Origin of the sequence: Sulfitobacter sp. EE-36 (assembly GCF_000152605.1) — a bacterium.
GTDB classification, from domain to species: Bacteria; Pseudomonadota; Alphaproteobacteria; order Rhodobacterales; family Rhodobacteraceae; genus Sulfitobacter; species Sulfitobacter pontiacus.
On the sequence record NZ_CH959310.1, the window covers coordinates 1,324,491 to 1,340,964 of the forward strand.

The window sequence follows — 16,474 nt, forward strand, 5'->3', positions numbered from 1 at the left end:
GCCGGTGTGCTTGATTCGGCACGCTTCCGTCACTTCCTCGCGACTGAATTCAATGTCTCCATGAAAGACGTCACTGCCTTCGTTCTGGGCGGCCACGGCGATACAATGGTGCCCCTGACGCGCTATTCCACCGTTGCGGGTATCCCATTGCCTGATCTGGTGAAAATGGGCTGGACCACACAGGATAAGCTGGACGCGATCGTTCAGCGGACCCGTGATGGCGGTGCCGAAATCGTTGGCCTGTTGAAAACCGGTTCGGCGTTCTACGCGCCTGCGACATCGGCAATCGAAATGGCCGAAGCCTATCTGAAAGACCAAAAACGCGTTCTGCCATGCGCCGCCTATGTTGACGGTGCCTATGGTCTGGACGGCTTCTACGTCGGCGTGCCCACCGTGATCGGTGCTGGTGGCGTTGAGCGTGTAGTCGAGATTGCGATGAACAAGGACGAACAGTCCATGTTCGACAACTCTGTGAACGCCGTAAAAGGCTTGGTCGATGCGTGCAAAGGCATCGATGAATCGCTGAAGTAATGCCCTAAGGCGCAGCGGGCGGGTGTGGTCGAGATCACGGTAAACCCCGCCCGCTGCACCTGCACTTTGCTATTGGACGATCCCGCGGGGTGATGCCAAAGCCGCTTGTTCCCCCCCGCTCAGATCAGTCTCCGCAGGTAGCCAAATCTGCTACGTCGCAAGTTGGAGACATGCGTATCATGTGGCGCGTAAACGCACGCTTGGGGCTGAGTTTTCGCCCAAACCGTCGCCGAAAAGCCCGATGAATTTGGTTGGCTTTAGCGCTTGTGATCACAGCTGGAAAATTAGTGATCACAAATTGCAGAAATGTCCGGCGCTAACCGAAGGGTTTGGGCAACTGCGCCAATAAACCGCTTCAAATTCACGCCTCTGGACGTGACAGTCCCAAAAATACCGTTATCTATGACCGCAACCTGACGAGAAAAGGAATCCATCATGGCAGATGTGAACCGGGGCAACCGCCCGCTGTCACCCCACCTGACGATCTATCGCCCGCAACTGACCTCCATGACGTCGATCCTGACGCGCATCACCGGTAACGCGATGCTGGTCGCCGCGCTGCTGATTGTCTGGTGGTTCCTCGCGGCGGCAACGTCGGCGGAGTATTTCGATATCGCGAACGGTTTCATCACCAGCTGGTTCGGTGATCTGGTCATGTTCCTGTCGCTGCTGGGGCTGTGGTACCACACGCTGGCTGGTATCCGGCACCTGATCTGGGACAACGGCTATGCGCTGGATATCCCGACGGCTGAAAAGCTGGGCTGGGCCGCGCTGATCGGTTCAGTCGTATTGACCATCATCACCGCGCTGATCATCTGAGGGATAGACACATGGCTTATTTGACAGACCGCAAACGCGCTATGGGCATGGGCTCGGCCAAATCGGGCACCGCACATTTCTGGGCGATGAAAGTCAGCTCTGTTGCGCTGCTGATCCTGATCCCGCTTTTCGTCTTTACCTTCGGGGCCGCCCTTGGGGGCACCTACGAAGAGATCATCGCCTACTACAGCAGGCCTTTCCCCGCGATCGTCGCCGCCCTGACGCTGATCGTTGGCTTCAAACATTTTAACGACGGTGTCCAAGTGCTGATCGAGGATTACGTCCACGGGCTGTCGCAGAAAGTTGCGATCATCCTGATGACCTGCCTCAGCTATGGTGCGGCCGCGGTTGGCGTTTTCGCCATCGCCCGCATCGCGCTTTAACACACGCCTACGCTATACCGGAGACCGAGACATGGCTGCATATGAATATGAAACGCATGAATATGATGTCGTTGTCGTGGGGGCTGGCGGCGCTGGCCTGCGTGCGACACTTGGCATGGCAGAGCAAGGGCTGAAAACAGCCTGCGTGACCAAAGTTTTCCCGACCCGTTCGCACACGGTTGCGGCGCAGGGCGGTATCGCGGCGTCGCTGTCCAACATGGGCCCCGATAACTGGCAGTGGCATATGTATGACACGGTCAAGGGCTCTGACTGGCTGGGTGACACCGATGCGATGGAATACCTCGCTCGCGAAGCCCCAAAAGCGGTGTACGAGCTTGAGCACTACGGCGTGCCTTTCTCGCGGACCGAAGCGGGCAAAATCTACCAGCGTCCCTTCGGCGGCCACACCACCGAATTCGGCGAAGGCCCCCCCGTGCAGCGGACCTGTGCCGCCGCCGACCGGACCGGCCACGCTATCCTGCACACGCTTTACGGTCAGTCGCTGAAGCATAACGCGGAATTCTACATCGAGTATTTCGCCATTGATCTGATCATGTCGGATGATGGCGTGTGTCAGGGTGTGCTGTGCTGGAAGCTGGACGACGGCACCATGCACCTGTTCAGCGCCAAGATGGTTGTTCTGGCGACAGGTGGCTATGGCCGTGCCTATTTCTCGGCGACATCGGCGCATACCTGCACCGGAGACGGCGGCGGTATGGCGGCGCGTGCGGGCCTGCCCTTGCAGGATATGGAATTCGTGCAATTCCACCCCACCGGCATCTATGGCGCGGGCTGTCTGATCACCGAAGGCGCGCGTGGCGAAGGCGGGTATCTGACCAACTCCGAAGGCGAACGCTTTATGGAGCGGTATGCCCCGACCTACAAAGACCTTGCCAGCCGTGACGTTGTTTCGCGCTGTATGACGATGGAAATCCGTGAAGGCCGCGGCGTGGGCGAGAACAAGGACCACATCCACCTGCACCTGAACCACCTGCCCAAGGAAACGCTTGATCTGCGTCTGCCCGGTATCTCTGAATCCGCGCGCATCTTTGCAGGGGTGGACCTGACCAAGGAACCGATCCCGGTTCTGCCGACCGTACACTACAACATGGGCGGTATCCCCACCAACTATTGGGGCGAAGTGCTGGCACCGACCGAAGACGCGCCGGACCGCGTGGCACCGGGCCTGATGGCCGTGGGCGAAGCGGGCTGTGCCTCGGTACACGGGGCGAACCGCTTGGGCTCGAACTCTCTGATCGATCTTGTGGTCTTTGGCCGTGCCGCCGCGATCCGCGCGAAAGAGGTCGTCGACGCAGAGGCACCCGTGCCAACGCCGAACCAGAAATCGGTCGATGCCGCCTTTGAACGCTTCGACAGCCTGCGCTATGCCAAGGGCCAGATCCCGACCGCCGAGCTGCGCCTTGAGATGCAGAAAACCATGCAGGCCGATGCTGCGGTTTTCCGTACCGACAAGACGCTGAACGAAGGCAAGGTCAAGATGGACGAAGTCGCCGGCAAGATCGCTGACCTGCACGTGACAGACACATCGCTGGTCTGGAACTCTGACCTGATGGAAACGCTTGAGCTGACCAACCTGATGCCGAACGCCGTGGCCACCATCACCGCCGCTGCTGCCCGCAAGGAAAGCCGCGGGGCGCATGCCCACGAAGATTACCCTGATCGCGATGACGAGAACTGGCGCAAGCACAGCCTCGCGTATTTCGACGGGAACGCGGCAACGCTCAGCTATCGTGGTGTGCACCTTGATCCGCTGACCGAGGAATCCGAAGGCGGGATCGACATGAAAAAGATCGCACCCAAAGCACGGGTGTATTGATCTGAAACCCTGCCTCCGCTTTTGGGGGCAGGGGACCAAACCGGGGGCCATGCCCTCGTCCTGCAGGCGGAGGGCAGGCGACATGAAACAGTTTATCGCTATGACCATGATTTTGGCCGCGTCCGCTTGTGCGCAAGCAACGCAGCAGGTCGACAGCATCGCCCGCGAAGGCACCAAGGGGGTCATCACCGAAACCCTTGCCACGCGCTTTCCGCAGGTGCCCAAGCAGCTGATCACGCCCTTCACCGATTGTATCGTCGACAATGCCGATGCGGCTCAGGTGCGCGTTTTCGCCAAATCCGCCGTGATCGGCGTGGATGACACCACCGTCGCCACCGTGCGCGCGGTACTGTCACGCCCCGAAACCGTGCAATGCCTGTCGCGTTCCGCTGGCAGCGTCCCGGGGTTGCTGGGCTAATGGGTCACCCGAACGTCACGCCGGATACGCAGGGCAAGGATGCAGGCCATATGGCCGATCTGCGCGCGCAATTCCGTGACGGGGACACCAGCGAACGCACCCGCATCAAGTCGCAGCTTGGCCCCACTGAGGTGGAGTTCGCTGACATCCGCATGGTGGTGGACCCGCGCGATAACTATACCGAAACCTGCCTTTGGCTGAACGAATACCCGCCCGAGATCAAATCGCTGGTGGCTTTGGTCGAACTGGTGGAAGACCGCAACATGCTGGTCTTTGACATCGGTGCCAACTGCGGGGCCTACTCGATCCCGCTGGCGATGGCCGCGGGCGACGGGTCGCGCGTTGTGGCATTCGAACCCAACCCGCTGATGATTGGCCGGCTTGGCATGAACATCGCGCTGAACAATCTGACCGACCGCGTGCGTATCGAAGGCTGCGCGCTGTCCGACCGCGAGGGCGAGGCGATGCTGAACTTCCGCGGGCACAACTACGGTCAGGCATCGCTGCTCCCGATCGAGGGCAAGCAACAAAACGGCGGCGTGCTGGTGCCCACACGGCCCCTGTCCGCCTTTACACACGCCGCACGGCACCATGACGGCACGATCCTCAAGATCGATGTCGAAGGGGCCGAGGAGGTCGTGCTGAACCCCATCCTCGCGCAGGGCAAATCCGGCGGCTGGCTGCCGGATGCGATCTTGATAGAGGTCCGCCATGCGGATCAGTGGGACGGCGACCTTTGTGCAGAGATACTGGCCGCCGGGTACCGTCAAACCCTGCGCGCCGAGGGAAATGCGCTTTACATCCGAAAGACGTAAGCGCCAGAATTGTAACGAACTGGGCAACTGCCCGACAGACCAGGAGAAGCGATATGGTTCAACTCACGCTCCCCAAGAACTCCCGGATGACGACCGGTAAAACATGGCCCAAACCCGAAGGTGCCAAGAACCTGCGGCAGTTTCAGGTCTATCGCTGGAATCCGGATGACGGCAAGAACCCGGCCATCGACACGTATTTCGTCGATATGGACACCTGCGGCCCGATGATTCTGGACGCGCTGATCAAGATCAAGAACGAGATCGACCCGACCCTGACCTTCCGCCGGTCCTGCCGCGAAGGCATCTGCGGGTCCTGCGCGATGAACATCGACGGGATCAACACGCTGGCCTGTACCTATGGCGTGGACGAGGTGAAAGGCGCGGTGAAGATCTATCCGCTGCCACACATGCCCGTGGTCAAGGATCTGATCCCCGATCTTACGCATTTCTACGCGCAGCACGCCTCCATCCAGCCGTGGCTTGAAACCAAGACGGCAGAGCCCGCGAAAGAATGGAAACAGTCGATCGACGATCGTGCCAAGCTTGACGGGCTTTATGAGTGCATCATGTGCGCCTGCTGCTCGACATCCTGCCCCAGCTACTGGTGGAACGGCGACCGCTACCTCGGGCCAGCCGCGTTGCTGCATGCCTACCGCTGGATCATCGACAGCCGCGATGAAGCCACAGGTGAACGTCTGGACGATCTGGAAGACCCGTTCAAACTGTACCGCTGCCACACCATCATGAACTGCGCCAAGACCTGCCCCAAGGGCCTGAACCCTGCCGCAGCCATCGCCAATATCAAGAAGATGATGGTCGAACGCACCGTTTGATCCCATCGCAACCTGCGCCTCCCGCGGCCCTATGGCGCGGGGGGCGTGACACTTGCCCCCTATGATCCTGATTGCCTTTGCCATCGCTTTTGCGATCGTCGCCTATTTTGCCTACCGTGATAAAGCGGTGCGTGGATGCCGCTGGCGCAAGGACAGTACCCGCGACAAAGGCAGCCTGCAGTTCTACCACTGTGTCGCCTGCGGAGCAGAGGCCTATACCGCCACCCAATCGGCCCCCCGCGACTGCAAGGCAAATGTCGGCGGCCGGCCTCTCTGACGCCGTGCGCGATGGCCTCAGGATCGGACCCAACCGTCAGGAGTTTCCGCTATGACATCGCCCCATGATGCCGACGCCCGCCGCGCTGTTGCGCCCGTGATCTGCTATCCCGTCGAAACGCTGCCCGTGCCTGACATGGCGCTTTACGGACGCGCGCGCGAAACGCTGACCAAAGTGGACGAGGTCACCGTCGCCCCTCGTGACGCAAGCTGCTTTACCGTGCCTGCGGGGCATTTCTTTCGGATTACCTCGGTCGAGGGGCCACAGGTCGGTGACCTGAACCTCTGGGCGCGAGACGATCTGTCCGAACGGTTCTACTCCGGCAAAACCCGCGCGCTTCATGGCACGCATATCACCACCGGACAGCGCATGTGGAGCAGCTTTCCCACGCTGCGCCCTATGGCGACGCTGACCCATGATACGCTCGACTGGTACGGCATGGATGCCTTCGGCGGCTCGGTACATGATGTGATCGGCACGCGCTGCGATCCCTATACCAACCAGCTGTTGTCGGGCGGGCAATACCACCATTGCTGCCACTCCAACCTGATCCGGGCCTTGGCGGATCATCAGGGCATATCCTACGCCGAAGCAGAGCCTTTTGTGCATGACGTGCTGAACGTCTTTATGTGCACCGGCTTTACCCGCGACACCGGCCAGTATTTCATGAAGGCCAGCCCCGTGCGCCCCGGCGACTACCTTGAGTTTTTCGCCGAGATCGACCTGCTCGGCGCGCTCAGCGCCTGTCCGGGAGGGGATTGTTCTGCCAAACATTCCTCGGACGTTGCCGCCTGCTATCCGCTGCTGGTAGAGGTGTTCGCCCCCGCCAAAGGCGCGCTTGAGGGGTGGCAAAGCCCGTCCCCCAACGGCTACGACCGCAGCCACGGGGGCTAAGGGATCGGGGATAGCGCCCGGCCAAACCTTCCAAATGGATATAAATCCCCCGCGGAGCGTCCGCCGGGGGATCATCGCGCATCAGCTGTTGGGGAAAGCCGCCTGTAGCGCGATTTCTACCATATCGCCAAAGGATTTCTCGCGCTCTTCCGCGGGCAGCGCTTCGCCGGTTTGCAGGTGGTCGCTGACCGTCAGCACCGCCAGCGCACGGCGTTTGTGACGCGCGGCGAGGGTATAAAGCTCTGCCGCTTCCATCTCGACACCCAGAATACCGTGGCGGGTCATCTGCTCGTCCAGATCGGGGCGTTCGGCATAAAAGACATCCGAAGAATAGATCCCGCCGACATGGGTTTTCGTGCCTTTCGCCTCTGCCGCGTCCACGGCAGCACGCAGCAGGGACCAATCGGCGCAGGGGGCGTAATTCATCTCGCGGAAGATACCGGAAGAAGGCGAGGTAATTGTCGTGGCGGTCATGGCAATAATGACATCGCGAATACCAACCTGCGGCTGCATCCCGCCACAAGATCCAATCCGAATAAGGGTTTGCGCGTTGTATTCGGAAATCAATTCATTGGCATAAATCGACAGCGAGGGCATCCCCATGCCAGAGCCTTGAATAGTGACGCGGTTACCATTCCATGTGCCGGTGAAACCCAGCATGCCGCGCACTTCATTTACAAGCTTTGCATCTTTAAGGAATGTTTCAGCAGCCCATTTCGCGCGATACGGGTCGCCGGGCATAAGGACTGTTTCGGCAATATCGCCGGGTTTTGCGCCAATATGAATTGTCATAGGATGCTCTTTATATTTCCAAAGCCAAGAGGATGCGCCGAGGGGACGCAATAACCGCGCGCGGTGCGCATGTCAGGCTGATTTACAGTTCCAACGTTTCCGGATCGGTGCCGCTCGCGATCAGGTCGCGGAACCAGTTGGGTTGGCGGCCCTTGCCGGTCCATGTCTGGCTGGGGTCTTCGGGGTTGGCGTATTTCGCGGCAGCTTTCGCGGCTTTGCCCTTTTTCGCACCGCCGGATACTTCATCCAGCGAGAACCCGTATTCGGCGGCTGCTTTTTCAGCGGCTTTGCGGGCTTCTACGCGGTCGCGTTCATATGCGTTTTTAATCGCCATCTTCACGTCTTCCAAATGCTGTTCCAGCTGTTTGTGGGACATTGTGCTTAGATCAATACTCATTCTCGCTCATTCCTTTGTCGAAAAGCCAATTAATGCTTTACGCCAAAAGAATGAACAAACAAAGAGTTTTTGAATTGGCCGCTTTTATTCGGCGGCTACAGTTTCGGGATCGGCGAGTGTGACGATGTCTGCCATAATTGTATTCAATTCAAAGTCTTTTGGCGTGTAAACGCGGGCGACTCCCATAGCGCGCAATCTTTTGGCGTCTTCTTCTGGAATAATACCACCCACGATTACGGGAATGTGATCCAATCCGGCGGCGCGCATTTGTTTCATTAAATCCTCGACCAATGGAATATGCGATCCCGAAAGAATCGAAAGCCCAACAACGTGATGTTCTCCTTCGGCGGCGGCGGAAACAATTTCCGACGGCGTCAGGCGAATACCCTCATAGACAATTTCCATGCCGCAATCGCGGGCGCGCACGGCGATCTGTTCGGCCCCGTTCGAATGGCCGTCCAGACCCGGTTTCCCGACAAGGAAGCTCAGCCGGCGGCCCAGACGGGTACTGACGGCATCCACGGCGTCGCGCAGGTCGTCCAGCCCCTCGGTCTTGTTTGACCGGCTTGATGCGACACCCGTTGGCCCACGGTATTCGCCGTGCACGCTGCGCATCTGTTCGGCCCATTCGCCGGTGGTAACCCCGGCCTTGGCCGCGGCGATCGACGGCTCCATTACATTGCGGCCTTCGGCAGCGGCGGCGCGCAGATCGGCCAGCGCCTTGTCCACGGCGGCCTGGTCGCGGCTGTCGCGCCACGCGTTTAAACGGTTGATCTGGTCGGCCTCGACTGCCGGGTCCACGACCATGATGCCGCCATCGCCCGTCATCAGCGGCGAGGGTTCGCCCTGTTGCCATTTATTCACGCCCACGACGATGGTTTCGCCGGCCTCGATCCGGCCCAGACGGTCGGCGTTGCTTTCGACCAGACGGGACTTCATATAGTCAATCGCCGAAATCGCGCCGCCCATATCGTCAAGGTTCGCCAGTTCAGCCCGTGCGCCCTCTTTCAGCGCTTCGACCTTGCGGTCCACGGCGGGGTTGCCATCGAACAGGTCGTCAAACTCCAGCAGGTCGGTCTCGTAGGCCATGATCTGCTGCATCCGCATCGACCATTGCTGGTCCCACGGGCGTGGCAAGCCAAGCGCTTCGTTCCACGCGGGCAGCTGCACGGCGCGGGCGCGGGCGTTCTTTGACAGGGTCACCGCAAGCATCTCGATCAGGATGCGGTAGACGTTATTTTCGGGCTGCTGTTCGGTCAGCCCGAGGGAGTTCACCTGCACCCCATAGCGGAAGCGGCGATATTTCGGGTCTTCAACGCCATAGCGGTCGCGGCAGATTTCGTCCCATAGGTCGCCAAAGGCGCGCATCTTGCACATCTCGGTGACAAAGCGGATGCCCGCGTTCACAAAGAAAGAGATCCGCCCCACCAGCATGGGGAAGTCCTCTTCGGGGACGCGGGGGCGCAGGGCGTCCAATACGGCGGTGGCGGTGGCAAGGGCAAAGGCCAGCTCTTGCTCGGGCGTAGCACCGGCCTCTTGCAGGTGGTAGGAACAGACGTTCATCGGGTTCCACTTGGGCACGTTGGTATAGCAATATTCGGCCACATCCGCGATCATCTTGAGAGACGGGGCAGGCGGGCAGATATAGGTGCCACGCGACAGGTATTCCTTGATCAGGTCGTTCTGCACGGTGCCTTGCAGCTTGGACACATCCGCGCCCTGTTCCTCGGCCACAGCAATATACAGCGCCAGCAGCCACGGCGCCGTGGCGTTGATCGTCATCGAGGTGTTCATCTGTTCAAGCGGGATATCCTTGAACAGGCTGCGCATATCACCCAGATGCGCCACGGGCACGCCCACTTTGCCGACTTCGCCGCGCGACAGGATGTGATCGCTGTCATATCCGGTCTGGGTGGGCAGGTCGAAGGCGACCGACAGGCCGGTCTGCCCTTTCAAAAGGTTCGCGCGATACAGCGCATTGGATGCCTCGGCGGTGGAGTGTCCGGCGTAGGTGCGGATCAGCCAGGGGCGGTCTTTTTGCGGTTGCGACATGGGGCGGCCTTTCGTGAATCGAATGGGTAATATTCTTGCGCTGGTCGATTGATACGTGAAATAATCAGGCGCTGTCAATTCGCTGCATTGCGGCATGGGCGAAAGCCGCTGCGTTACGGTCGCGCGTGCCTTGCCTAGGGGTGCCCTATGTGTGGTTGACTGTTTTATGTTGCCCAGACAGCGCGGGTCCTGCAAGGGTTGGGCGATGACGCAAACGATTGAACTTCCCGTCTGGCTTTTTGCGGTGATCCTGCTGTTCGCGGCTGTGACCGCGCTCAGCCATTTCCTGTTGCCCTCGGTTCGGTGGTTCTTTCGCAGACGGCTGGAGAAAGCTGTCGCACAGCTGAACACGCGGCTGACCCGCCCGATTGAACCGTTCAAGCTGGCGCGGCGGCACGATATGATCCAGCGGCTGATCTATGACCCGCAGATCAGTCAGGCGATTGTGGATCACGCGCGCGCCGAAGGTATCCCCGAAAACGTCGCCTCCGAACAGGCGCGCCGCTATGCCCGCGAGATCGTCCCGAGTTTTAGCGCCTTTGCCTATTTCAGCTTTGGCATCCGGCTGGCGCGGTTTCTGGCGAATGCGCTGTATGATGTGCGCACCGGATCGCGCAACGACGCGGTGATCGAAGGTATCCCGTCAGAGGCCACGGTCATCTTTGTGATGAACCACCGCAGCAACATGGACTACGTGCTGGTGACCTACCTCGCGGGGGAGGCGTCGGCGCTCAGCTATGCTGTGGGGGAATGGGCGCGTGTCTGGCCGCTCAGCCGGTTGATTCGGTCGATGGGGGCGTATTTCATCCGGCGCAAGTCGCGCGGCGCGCTGTATCGCAAGGTCTTGGCCCGCTATGTGCAGATGGCGACCGAAGGCGGGGTGACCCAGGCGATCTTCCCCGAGGGCGGGCTGAGCCTGAACGGCAAGTTGATGCCGCCCAAGATGGGGCTGCTTGGCTATGTGCTTGAGGCCGAGTTGAAAGATCGCGATGTCGTCTTTGTACCGGTGGCAATCAACTATGACCGTGTGCTGGAAGACCGCGTGTTGATTGCTGCGGACGAGGCAGGCACCCGCCGGTTCGATGCGCAAATCTCGGTCATTTTGAAATTCATTGTTCGCAAGATCTGGCTGCGTCTGCGCGGCAAATTCCTGCGCTTCGGCGAGGCTGTGGTCGTGTTTGGCACGCCGGTACATTTGCGCGACTATGGCGACGCGCCGAATGTGGACGGGCTGGCGCAGGATCTGATGGGGCGGATCGAACACGAGATGCCACTGTTGTTCGTGCCCTTGCTGGCGCGGGTGCTGTTGCTGGCGGAAAAGCCGCTGGATGGCGTCGCGCTGGAACAGGAAATGCAAGGCATGGCCGCGCGGGCCTCTGACGAGGCTACGGTTGTGGCGCAGGACTTCGCCGCCAATGTCGCTAGAGCACGCGATCATCTGGTGCAGCGCGGGATGATCACGGCGTCGGATCGTGGCTATGCTCCTGCGGACGGGCAACGCCCTGCCTTGCGCTTCTACGCCAACTCTATCGCCCATTTCTTTGACAGATAGGTCACACAAGCAAAACTCCTGCCGAAATTGCTGCGACTGCAAAGTCATAAAATTACAATTACAGGTCAAATGGTGTTGCATTGTTGCGCGAAGGGTCATATTCCACCAGTAGACGCCGCGATTCTGCACTGCGGCACAAACCTATTCTGACTGTGGAGACCGACATGGCCTTGGACACGAATATCGCGCAATACGACGCACCGGAAAAAGACCTTTACGAGATCGGGGAAATCCCGCCGATGGGCTACGTTCCAAAGCAGATGTACGCATGGACCATCCGCAAGGAACGCCACGGGAACCCCAATACCGCGATGCTCGAAGAGGTCGTGGACGTGCCGACGCTCGACAGTCACGAGGTGCTTGTCCTCGTGATGGCGGCGGGTGTGAACTATAACGGTGTCTGGGCTGCCTTGGGCAAACCCATCAGCCCCTTCGACGGCCACAAGCAGCCCTTCCACATTGCGGGCTCTGACGCGTCGGGCATCGTCTGGGCGGTTGGCGACAAGGTAAAACGCTGGAAGGTCGGCGACGAAGTCGTGATCCACTGCAACCAGGATGACGGCGACGACGAAGAGTGCAACGGCGGCGATCCGATGTATTCCCCCAGCCAGCGTATCTGGGGCTACGAGACCCCCGACGGATCCTTCGCCCAGTTCACCAACGTGCAGGCGCAGCAGCTGATGCCTCGCCCCAAGCACCTGACATGGGAAGAGGCCGCTTGCTACACGCTGACGCTGGCCACGGCCTACCGGATGCTGTTCGGCCACGAGCCTCATGACCTGAAACCAGGCCAGAACGTGCTGGTCTGGGGCGCCTCGGGCGGTCTGGGGTCCTATGCGATCCAGCTGATCAACACCGCTGGCGCGAATGCGATTGGCGTGATCTCGGATGAATCCAAGCGTGACTTTGTCATGGATCTGGGCGCCAAGGGCGTTCTGAACCGGAAGGACTTCAACTGCTGGGGCCAGATGCCCACAGTGAACACGCCCGAATATGCGGCTTGGTTCAAAGAGGCGCGCAAGTTCGGTGCCGCGATCTGGGAGATCACAGGCAAGGGCGTGAACGTCGACATGGTGTTTGAACACCCCGGCGAGGCGACGTTCCCAGTGTCCACCTTTGTCTGCAAAAAGGGCGGCATGGTCGTAATCTGCGCGGGGACTTCGGGTTTCAACCTGACGTTCGACGTGCGCTATATGTGGATGCACCAGAAGCGTTTGCAGGGCAGCCACTTTGCCCACCTCAAGCAGGCGTCCGCCGCCAACAAACTGATGGTGGAGCGCCGTCTTGATCCGTGCATGTCCGAAGTGTTCACCTGGGCCGATCTGCCCGACGCGCACATGAAGATGATGGCGAACGAGCATAAGCCGGGCAACATGTCGGTACTGGTGCAATCGCCCAAGACCGGCCTGCGCACGCTCGAAGACGCGCTGGACGCGAAAAAATAAGTCGGTGGCCCCCGTTCAGGGGGTGCTGACAACCGGCTGACCAGACACCCGCGCACCAATCCATCGGTGCGCGGGTGTTGTCGTATCCGGCATCACGCGGCGGTTTGGCACGGGCTGATTGCGCGAATAGCGGCGATGCCATCTGGCCCCCGGTGCCGCGCTGAATTAGGGTCGCGCCATGACAGTACCTGCCCTTACCTATTCCGCCGATCAGGCGGCTGCCTTTGACAGCGTGACCGAGATGTTGCGCCATGCGGGCATCGATCTGGATGACAATCTGCTGATGCCCCCTGCGGGCGGGGCGGACCAAGTGCTGGCGGTGACCGGCAAGGCGGGGTCGGGCAAAACACTGCTGCTGGCAGAACTGTACAAGGCGCTGGAAAATGCCGGCGTCGACATCGTTTCGGGCGATTACGAGCGCAAGAAGAAAGACAAGCGCACCCTTGCCATTCTGGCACCCACCAACAAGGCGGCATCGGTCCTGCGGCTGCGTGGCGTGCCCGCGACGACGATCCACCGCATCCTCTATACGCCGGTCTATGACCCCGAATACGAACGCATCGCGGAATGGCTGGCGGGCAGCGGTGAACGCCCGGTGATCGAGGGGATGAACGAAGTCTCGCTGGATCGCGCCTTCGCGTTCTACGAGAACAACAAATCCATTCCCGGTGCCTTGGCCGCTGCGGGTCTGCGCGGCAGCGATTTCATCACCGGATGGAAGCGTCGCGAGGAACCGCTGGATATCGGGTTTGTCGATGAAAGTTCGATGCTGGACGACAAACAGTTCGAGGATTTGAAAGAGATCTTCCCGACGTTGCTGCTGTTTGGCGATCCGGCGCAGTTGGCCCCGGTGGGCCAGTCGGGCACGATGGTGTTTGAAAAGCTGCCCAAGGAACGGGTGCTGAACCTTAACCGAATTCACCGGCAGCAGGCCGATAACCCGATCCTTGATCTGGCCCATGCGCTTGCCGACCCTGACCTGAGCTTTGAACAGTTCGAGCGTATGGTCGAAGACGCGTCAAAGAAGGACGACCGTGTCGTCTGGGGCCAGCGGGTAGAAGTGGATTTGATGGCGCGGTCGCCTGTGCTGGTCTGGCGCAATGCCACGCGCATCCGACTGATCAACGCGTTCCGGTCGGTCTATGGCGCACCCGAAGACGCGCTGCTGGAGGGGGAGCCGCTGATCTGCGACGGGATCGAGCTGCCGCTGAAACACCGCAAGAAACGGCTCGACCTTGAAGCGCGCGGCCTGATCAAGGGCGCGCAGGTCGTTTATCTGGGGGCAGGGCGCAAACCGGGCTTTAGCCGCCTGCATGTGATGGGCGCGGAAGACCCGCAAATCTCTGCCGCGTCGATCGTGAAGATCGAAAAACCGGACGAGGAAGAACCCTTTATCCCCTTTGCCGCGCGCATGGGGGCGACGTTTTTGCACGGGGCGGCGGTGACGATCCATAAGGCGCAGGGCAGCCAGTGGGACACGGTGCAGGTCTTTGCGCCCGACCTTTATGCAGCGGCGCGGATGGGCCGGTCAGAGGCGGGGCAGCCGCTGTGGAAGCGGCTGGCCTATGTGGCGATCACCCGCGCGCAAGAGCGGTTAATCTGGGTCGTGCGCAACCGCCTGTCAAAACCTTCCGGAATGCTGCGGGTGGATGATCTGCGCGCGGCCCCTGCTGCCCCGCTGAGCCTTGAGACACAGACGGATGATCCCGCCTAGCGGCGCAGCGCCGCAAAAAGGCTAGAGGCCCCCCAGCCCGCCGCGATGGCAATCGCCAGCGATAGCAGCCCGTAGACCAGCGCATTTTCGCGCGACAGGTTGAAAAGCCAGCGTTCCAGCCCGACCTTGCGCACGTCGATCAACGTCCCGTATTGCGCCACGACGGACCCGCCGCGGGTCAGGAAAATGCGGGTGTTGTAATCGCCTTCGATCAAGGACGCGGGCAGCTGCACCGTCGCGCGGAACAGGGTCTGTTCGTCCACGGTCACGCCTTCCTCGTCCAGTTGATACTGGTTCGCCTTGCTGCGGATGCGCACAAGCGCGTCCGAGAAGGCGGCGGAATCCTCGATATTCATCGGCGCACCGACCGACCGGATCGCCCGCGGGACAGAGATTTTATAGCGCAGGTCCTCGGTGCGGTTCAGCACGTCCTGCAAGGGGCCACTGGTGGCGACGGCATAGAAGCTGGGGGCGCGGTCGACCTCTACGGCGGCGGTGTTCACCCAGATGCCAAAGGTCTTTTCCTTGCGCCGCACCGTGACCGGGGCCGACGGGCCGGACACGGTCACCACGACCTCAAGCTCGGGGCCTTCGGGGATCGGGGTCTCGCGTTTGACGGCCCCGAAGATGATGATCTCGGACCCGTTGAAATTGGTGGAGATAGAGACTTCGCTTTGGTTCAGGCCCAGCACAATCGCCTCATCCGCGGTGGCGGAGAAAGACAGGCAGGCCAGCGCTGCCACCAAAAGGGCACGCAGACGGATCATGATGTGAACCCGACGGAATAAAGCTCTGCCGGCTGCAGCAACAGTTCCAGCGCCAGCTTGCCGCAGACGACCAGCACCAGAAGCGCAAGCAGGATCCGCAGCTGTTCCGCCTTGAGCTTGGTGCCAAGGCTGGTCCCGAACTGCGCGCCGATCACCCCGCCGATCAGCAGCAGCACGGCCAGTACGATGTCGACGGTATAGTTGGTGGTGGCGTGTAGCATCGTGGTAAACGCGGCGACAAAGATGATCTGGAACAGCGAGGTCCCGACAACCACCTTGGTCGGCATCCCCAGCAGATAGATCATCGCCGGCACCATGATAAAGCCGCCGCCCACGCCCATGATCGCGGCCAAAAGCCCAACAAACGCCCCGACCAGCAGCGGTGGGATGACCGAGATATAAAGCCCCGTGACCCGAAAGCGCATCTTGAACGGCAGCTTCTGGATCCACGTGTGTTTCTTGCGCGGGGGGCGTTTGCCGCTGCGGGTCTTGTACATCGCGTTCAGCGATTCAATCAGCATCAGCCCACCGATGATGCCAAGGAAAACGACATAGCACAGGTTGACCAGCAGATCGACCTGACCCAGCGATTTGAGGTAGTTGAAGATGGTGACGCCGGCCGCGGCCCCGACCAGCCCGCCCGCCAGCAGCACGCTGCCCATGCGCAGATCCACCGTCTTGCGTTTCAGATGCACCAGCAGCGCCGAGAAGGAGGAGGCAACGATCTGGTTCGCGCCTGTGGCCACAGCGACCGCAGGGGGGATGCCGATAAAGAACAACAGCGGTGTGATCAGAAATCCGCCCCCGACGCCGAACATGCCGGATAAAACGCCCACGATACCGCCCAACCCCAAAAGGAGGAACGCGTTGACCGACAGCTCGGCAATGGGCAGGTAAATTTGCATAGAAGCAGTTAGACCGATCCAAAGGTTGAAATCAATCGTGGAT

Annotated in this window: 16 protein-coding genes and 1 pseudogene; 12 read left to right on the plus strand and 5 right to left on the minus strand. The window is 60.4% G+C overall.

Annotation, left to right across the window (positions count from 1 at the left end; genetic code table 11):
• From EE36_RS08985 to EE36_RS09025, 9 genes and pseudogenes are all read left to right on the plus strand, one after another.
• Positions 1-531 (plus strand): annotated as a pseudogene (locus EE36_RS08985) (malate dehydrogenase); the annotation flags it as partial.
• Positions 532-966: 435 nt separating this feature from the next.
• On the plus strand, positions 967-1,350 hold the full coding sequence (gene sdhC, locus EE36_RS08990) for a succinate dehydrogenase, cytochrome b556 subunit (RefSeq protein WP_005851524.1): 384 nt from the start codon (positions 967-969) through the stop codon (positions 1,348-1,350).
• Positions 1,351-1,361: 11 nt separating this feature from the next.
• The gene (gene sdhD, locus EE36_RS08995) at positions 1,362-1,733 is read left to right on the plus strand and encodes a succinate dehydrogenase, hydrophobic membrane anchor protein (protein WP_005851525.1); all 372 of its coding nucleotides are present in this window, start codon (positions 1,362-1,364) and stop codon (positions 1,731-1,733) included.
• Between the two features lie 31 nt (positions 1,734-1,764).
• Positions 1,765-3,570 carry a succinate dehydrogenase flavoprotein subunit gene (gene sdhA / locus EE36_RS09000; RefSeq protein WP_005851527.1) on the plus strand — a complete coding sequence of 602 codons (1,806 nt, stop codon included), beginning with the start codon at positions 1,765-1,767 and terminating at the stop codon, positions 3,568-3,570.
• Positions 3,571-3,652: 82 nt separating this feature from the next.
• Entirely contained in the window at positions 3,653-3,988 is a 336-nt protein-coding gene (locus EE36_RS09005; RefSeq protein ID WP_005851528.1) for a hypothetical protein, read from the plus strand.
• Positions 3,988-4,803, plus strand: coding sequence for an FkbM family methyltransferase (locus EE36_RS09010; RefSeq protein ID WP_005851530.1), 816 nt, complete (start codon positions 3,988-3,990; stop codon positions 4,801-4,803). The genes EE36_RS09005 and EE36_RS09010 overlap by 1 nt, the downstream gene beginning before the upstream one ends.
• A 53-nt stretch (positions 4,804-4,856) precedes the next feature.
• Positions 4,857-5,636: a succinate dehydrogenase iron-sulfur subunit gene (locus EE36_RS09015; protein ID WP_005851531.1), complete on the plus strand. Its 780-nt coding sequence runs from the start codon at positions 4,857-4,859 to the stop codon at positions 5,634-5,636.
• Positions 5,637-5,697: 61 nt separating this feature from the next.
• Positions 5,698-5,913: a hypothetical protein gene (locus EE36_RS09020; protein ID WP_005851533.1), complete on the plus strand. Its 216-nt coding sequence runs from the start codon at positions 5,698-5,700 to the stop codon at positions 5,911-5,913.
• Between the two features lie 51 nt (positions 5,914-5,964).
• Positions 5,965-6,807, plus strand: coding sequence for a DUF1989 domain-containing protein (locus EE36_RS09025; RefSeq protein ID WP_005851534.1), 843 nt, complete (start codon positions 5,965-5,967; stop codon positions 6,805-6,807).
• Between the two features lie 81 nt (positions 6,808-6,888).
• Here the strand turns inward: EE36_RS09025 and deoD are convergent, their stop codons facing one another.
• From deoD to EE36_RS09040, 3 genes are all read right to left on the minus strand, one after another.
• Positions 6,889-7,599: a purine-nucleoside phosphorylase gene (gene deoD, locus EE36_RS09030; RefSeq protein WP_005851536.1), complete on the minus strand. Its 711-nt coding sequence runs from the start codon at positions 7,597-7,599 to the stop codon at positions 6,889-6,891.
• Positions 7,600-7,681: 82 nt separating this feature from the next.
• Positions 7,682-7,996 carry an H-NS family nucleoid-associated regulatory protein gene (locus tag EE36_RS09035; RefSeq protein ID WP_005851537.1) on the minus strand — a complete coding sequence of 105 codons (315 nt, stop codon included), beginning with the start codon at positions 7,994-7,996 and terminating at the stop codon, positions 7,682-7,684.
• Positions 7,997-8,080: 84 nt separating this feature from the next.
• A complete protein-coding gene (locus EE36_RS09040) occupies positions 8,081-10,144 on the minus strand; it encodes a protein meaA (RefSeq protein ID WP_083776458.1) in 2,064 nt (687 codons plus the stop codon).
• A gap of 109 nt (positions 10,145-10,253) precedes the next feature.
• Between EE36_RS09040 and EE36_RS09045 the strand changes: the two genes are divergently transcribed.
• The 3 genes from EE36_RS09045 to EE36_RS09055 all read left to right on the plus strand — a co-directional run bounded on the left by EE36_RS09045 (position 10,254) and on the right by EE36_RS09055 (position 14,759).
• Positions 10,254-11,600, plus strand: a complete 1,347-nt coding sequence (locus EE36_RS09045; protein WP_005851540.1) for a 1-acyl-sn-glycerol-3-phosphate acyltransferase — start codon at positions 10,254-10,256, stop codon at positions 11,598-11,600.
• Between the two features lie 164 nt (positions 11,601-11,764).
• Complete coding sequence (ccrA, locus tag EE36_RS09050) at positions 11,765-13,045, plus strand: crotonyl-CoA carboxylase/reductase (RefSeq protein WP_009826059.1); 1,281 nt, start codon at positions 11,765-11,767, stop codon at positions 13,043-13,045.
• Positions 13,046-13,223: 178 nt separating this feature from the next.
• Positions 13,224-14,759, plus strand: a complete 1,536-nt coding sequence (locus tag EE36_RS09055; protein ID WP_005851544.1) for an ATP-dependent RecD-like DNA helicase — start codon at positions 13,224-13,226, stop codon at positions 14,757-14,759.
• Here EE36_RS09055 and EE36_RS09060 read toward each other — a convergent pair.
• Positions 14,756-15,526, minus strand: coding sequence for a TIGR02186 family protein (locus EE36_RS09060; protein ID WP_005851546.1), 771 nt, complete (start codon positions 15,524-15,526; stop codon positions 14,756-14,758). The genes EE36_RS09055 and EE36_RS09060 overlap by 4 nt on opposite strands.
• Positions 15,523-16,431, minus strand: a complete 909-nt coding sequence (locus EE36_RS09065) for a sulfite exporter TauE/SafE family protein (protein WP_005851548.1) — start codon at positions 16,429-16,431, stop codon at positions 15,523-15,525. Before EE36_RS09065 ends, EE36_RS09060 begins: the two co-directional genes overlap by 4 nt.
• Between the last annotated feature and the right edge of the window lie 43 nt (positions 16,432-16,474).

What these genes read in the sequence shown, in the direction of transcription:
- sdhC (WP_005851524.1), top strand. Translation starts at nt 967, where the DNA reads ATGGCAGATGTGAACCGGGGCAACCGCCCGCTGTCACCCCACCTGACG.
- sdhD (WP_005851525.1), top strand. Translation starts at nt 1,362, where the DNA reads ATGGCTTATTTGACAGACCGCAAACGCGCTATGGGCATGGGCTCGGCC.
- sdhA (WP_005851527.1), top strand. Translation starts at nt 1,765, where the DNA reads ATGGCTGCATATGAATATGAAACGCATGAATATGATGTCGTTGTCGTG.
- EE36_RS09005 (WP_005851528.1), top strand. Translation starts at nt 3,653, where the DNA reads ATGAAACAGTTTATCGCTATGACCATGATTTTGGCCGCGTCCGCTTGT.
- EE36_RS09010 (WP_005851530.1), top strand. Translation starts at nt 3,988, where the DNA reads ATGGGTCACCCGAACGTCACGCCGGATACGCAGGGCAAGGATGCAGGC.
- EE36_RS09015 (WP_005851531.1), top strand. Translation starts at nt 4,857, where the DNA reads ATGGTTCAACTCACGCTCCCCAAGAACTCCCGGATGACGACCGGTAAA.
- EE36_RS09020 (WP_005851533.1), top strand. Translation starts at nt 5,698, where the DNA reads ATGATCCTGATTGCCTTTGCCATCGCTTTTGCGATCGTCGCCTATTTT.
- EE36_RS09025 (WP_005851534.1), top strand. Translation starts at nt 5,965, where the DNA reads ATGACATCGCCCCATGATGCCGACGCCCGCCGCGCTGTTGCGCCCGTG.
- deoD (WP_005851536.1), bottom strand. Translation starts at nt 7,599, where the DNA reads ATGACAATTCATATTGGCGCAAAACCCGGCGATATTGCCGAAACAGTC.
- EE36_RS09035 (WP_005851537.1), bottom strand. Translation starts at nt 7,996, where the DNA reads ATGAGTATTGATCTAAGCACAATGTCCCACAAACAGCTGGAACAGCAT.
- EE36_RS09040 (WP_083776458.1), bottom strand. Translation starts at nt 10,144, where the DNA reads ATGCCGCAATGCAGCGAATTGACAGCGCCTGATTATTTCACGTATCAA.
- EE36_RS09045 (WP_005851540.1), top strand. Translation starts at nt 10,254, where the DNA reads ATGACGCAAACGATTGAACTTCCCGTCTGGCTTTTTGCGGTGATCCTG.
- ccrA (WP_009826059.1), top strand. Translation starts at nt 11,765, where the DNA reads ATGGCCTTGGACACGAATATCGCGCAATACGACGCACCGGAAAAAGAC.
- EE36_RS09055 (WP_005851544.1), top strand. Translation starts at nt 13,224, where the DNA reads ATGACAGTACCTGCCCTTACCTATTCCGCCGATCAGGCGGCTGCCTTT.
- EE36_RS09060 (WP_005851546.1), bottom strand. Translation starts at nt 15,526, where the DNA reads ATGATCCGTCTGCGTGCCCTTTTGGTGGCAGCGCTGGCCTGCCTGTCT.
- EE36_RS09065 (WP_005851548.1), bottom strand. Translation starts at nt 16,431, where the DNA reads ATGCAAATTTACCTGCCCATTGCCGAGCTGTCGGTCAACGCGTTCCTC.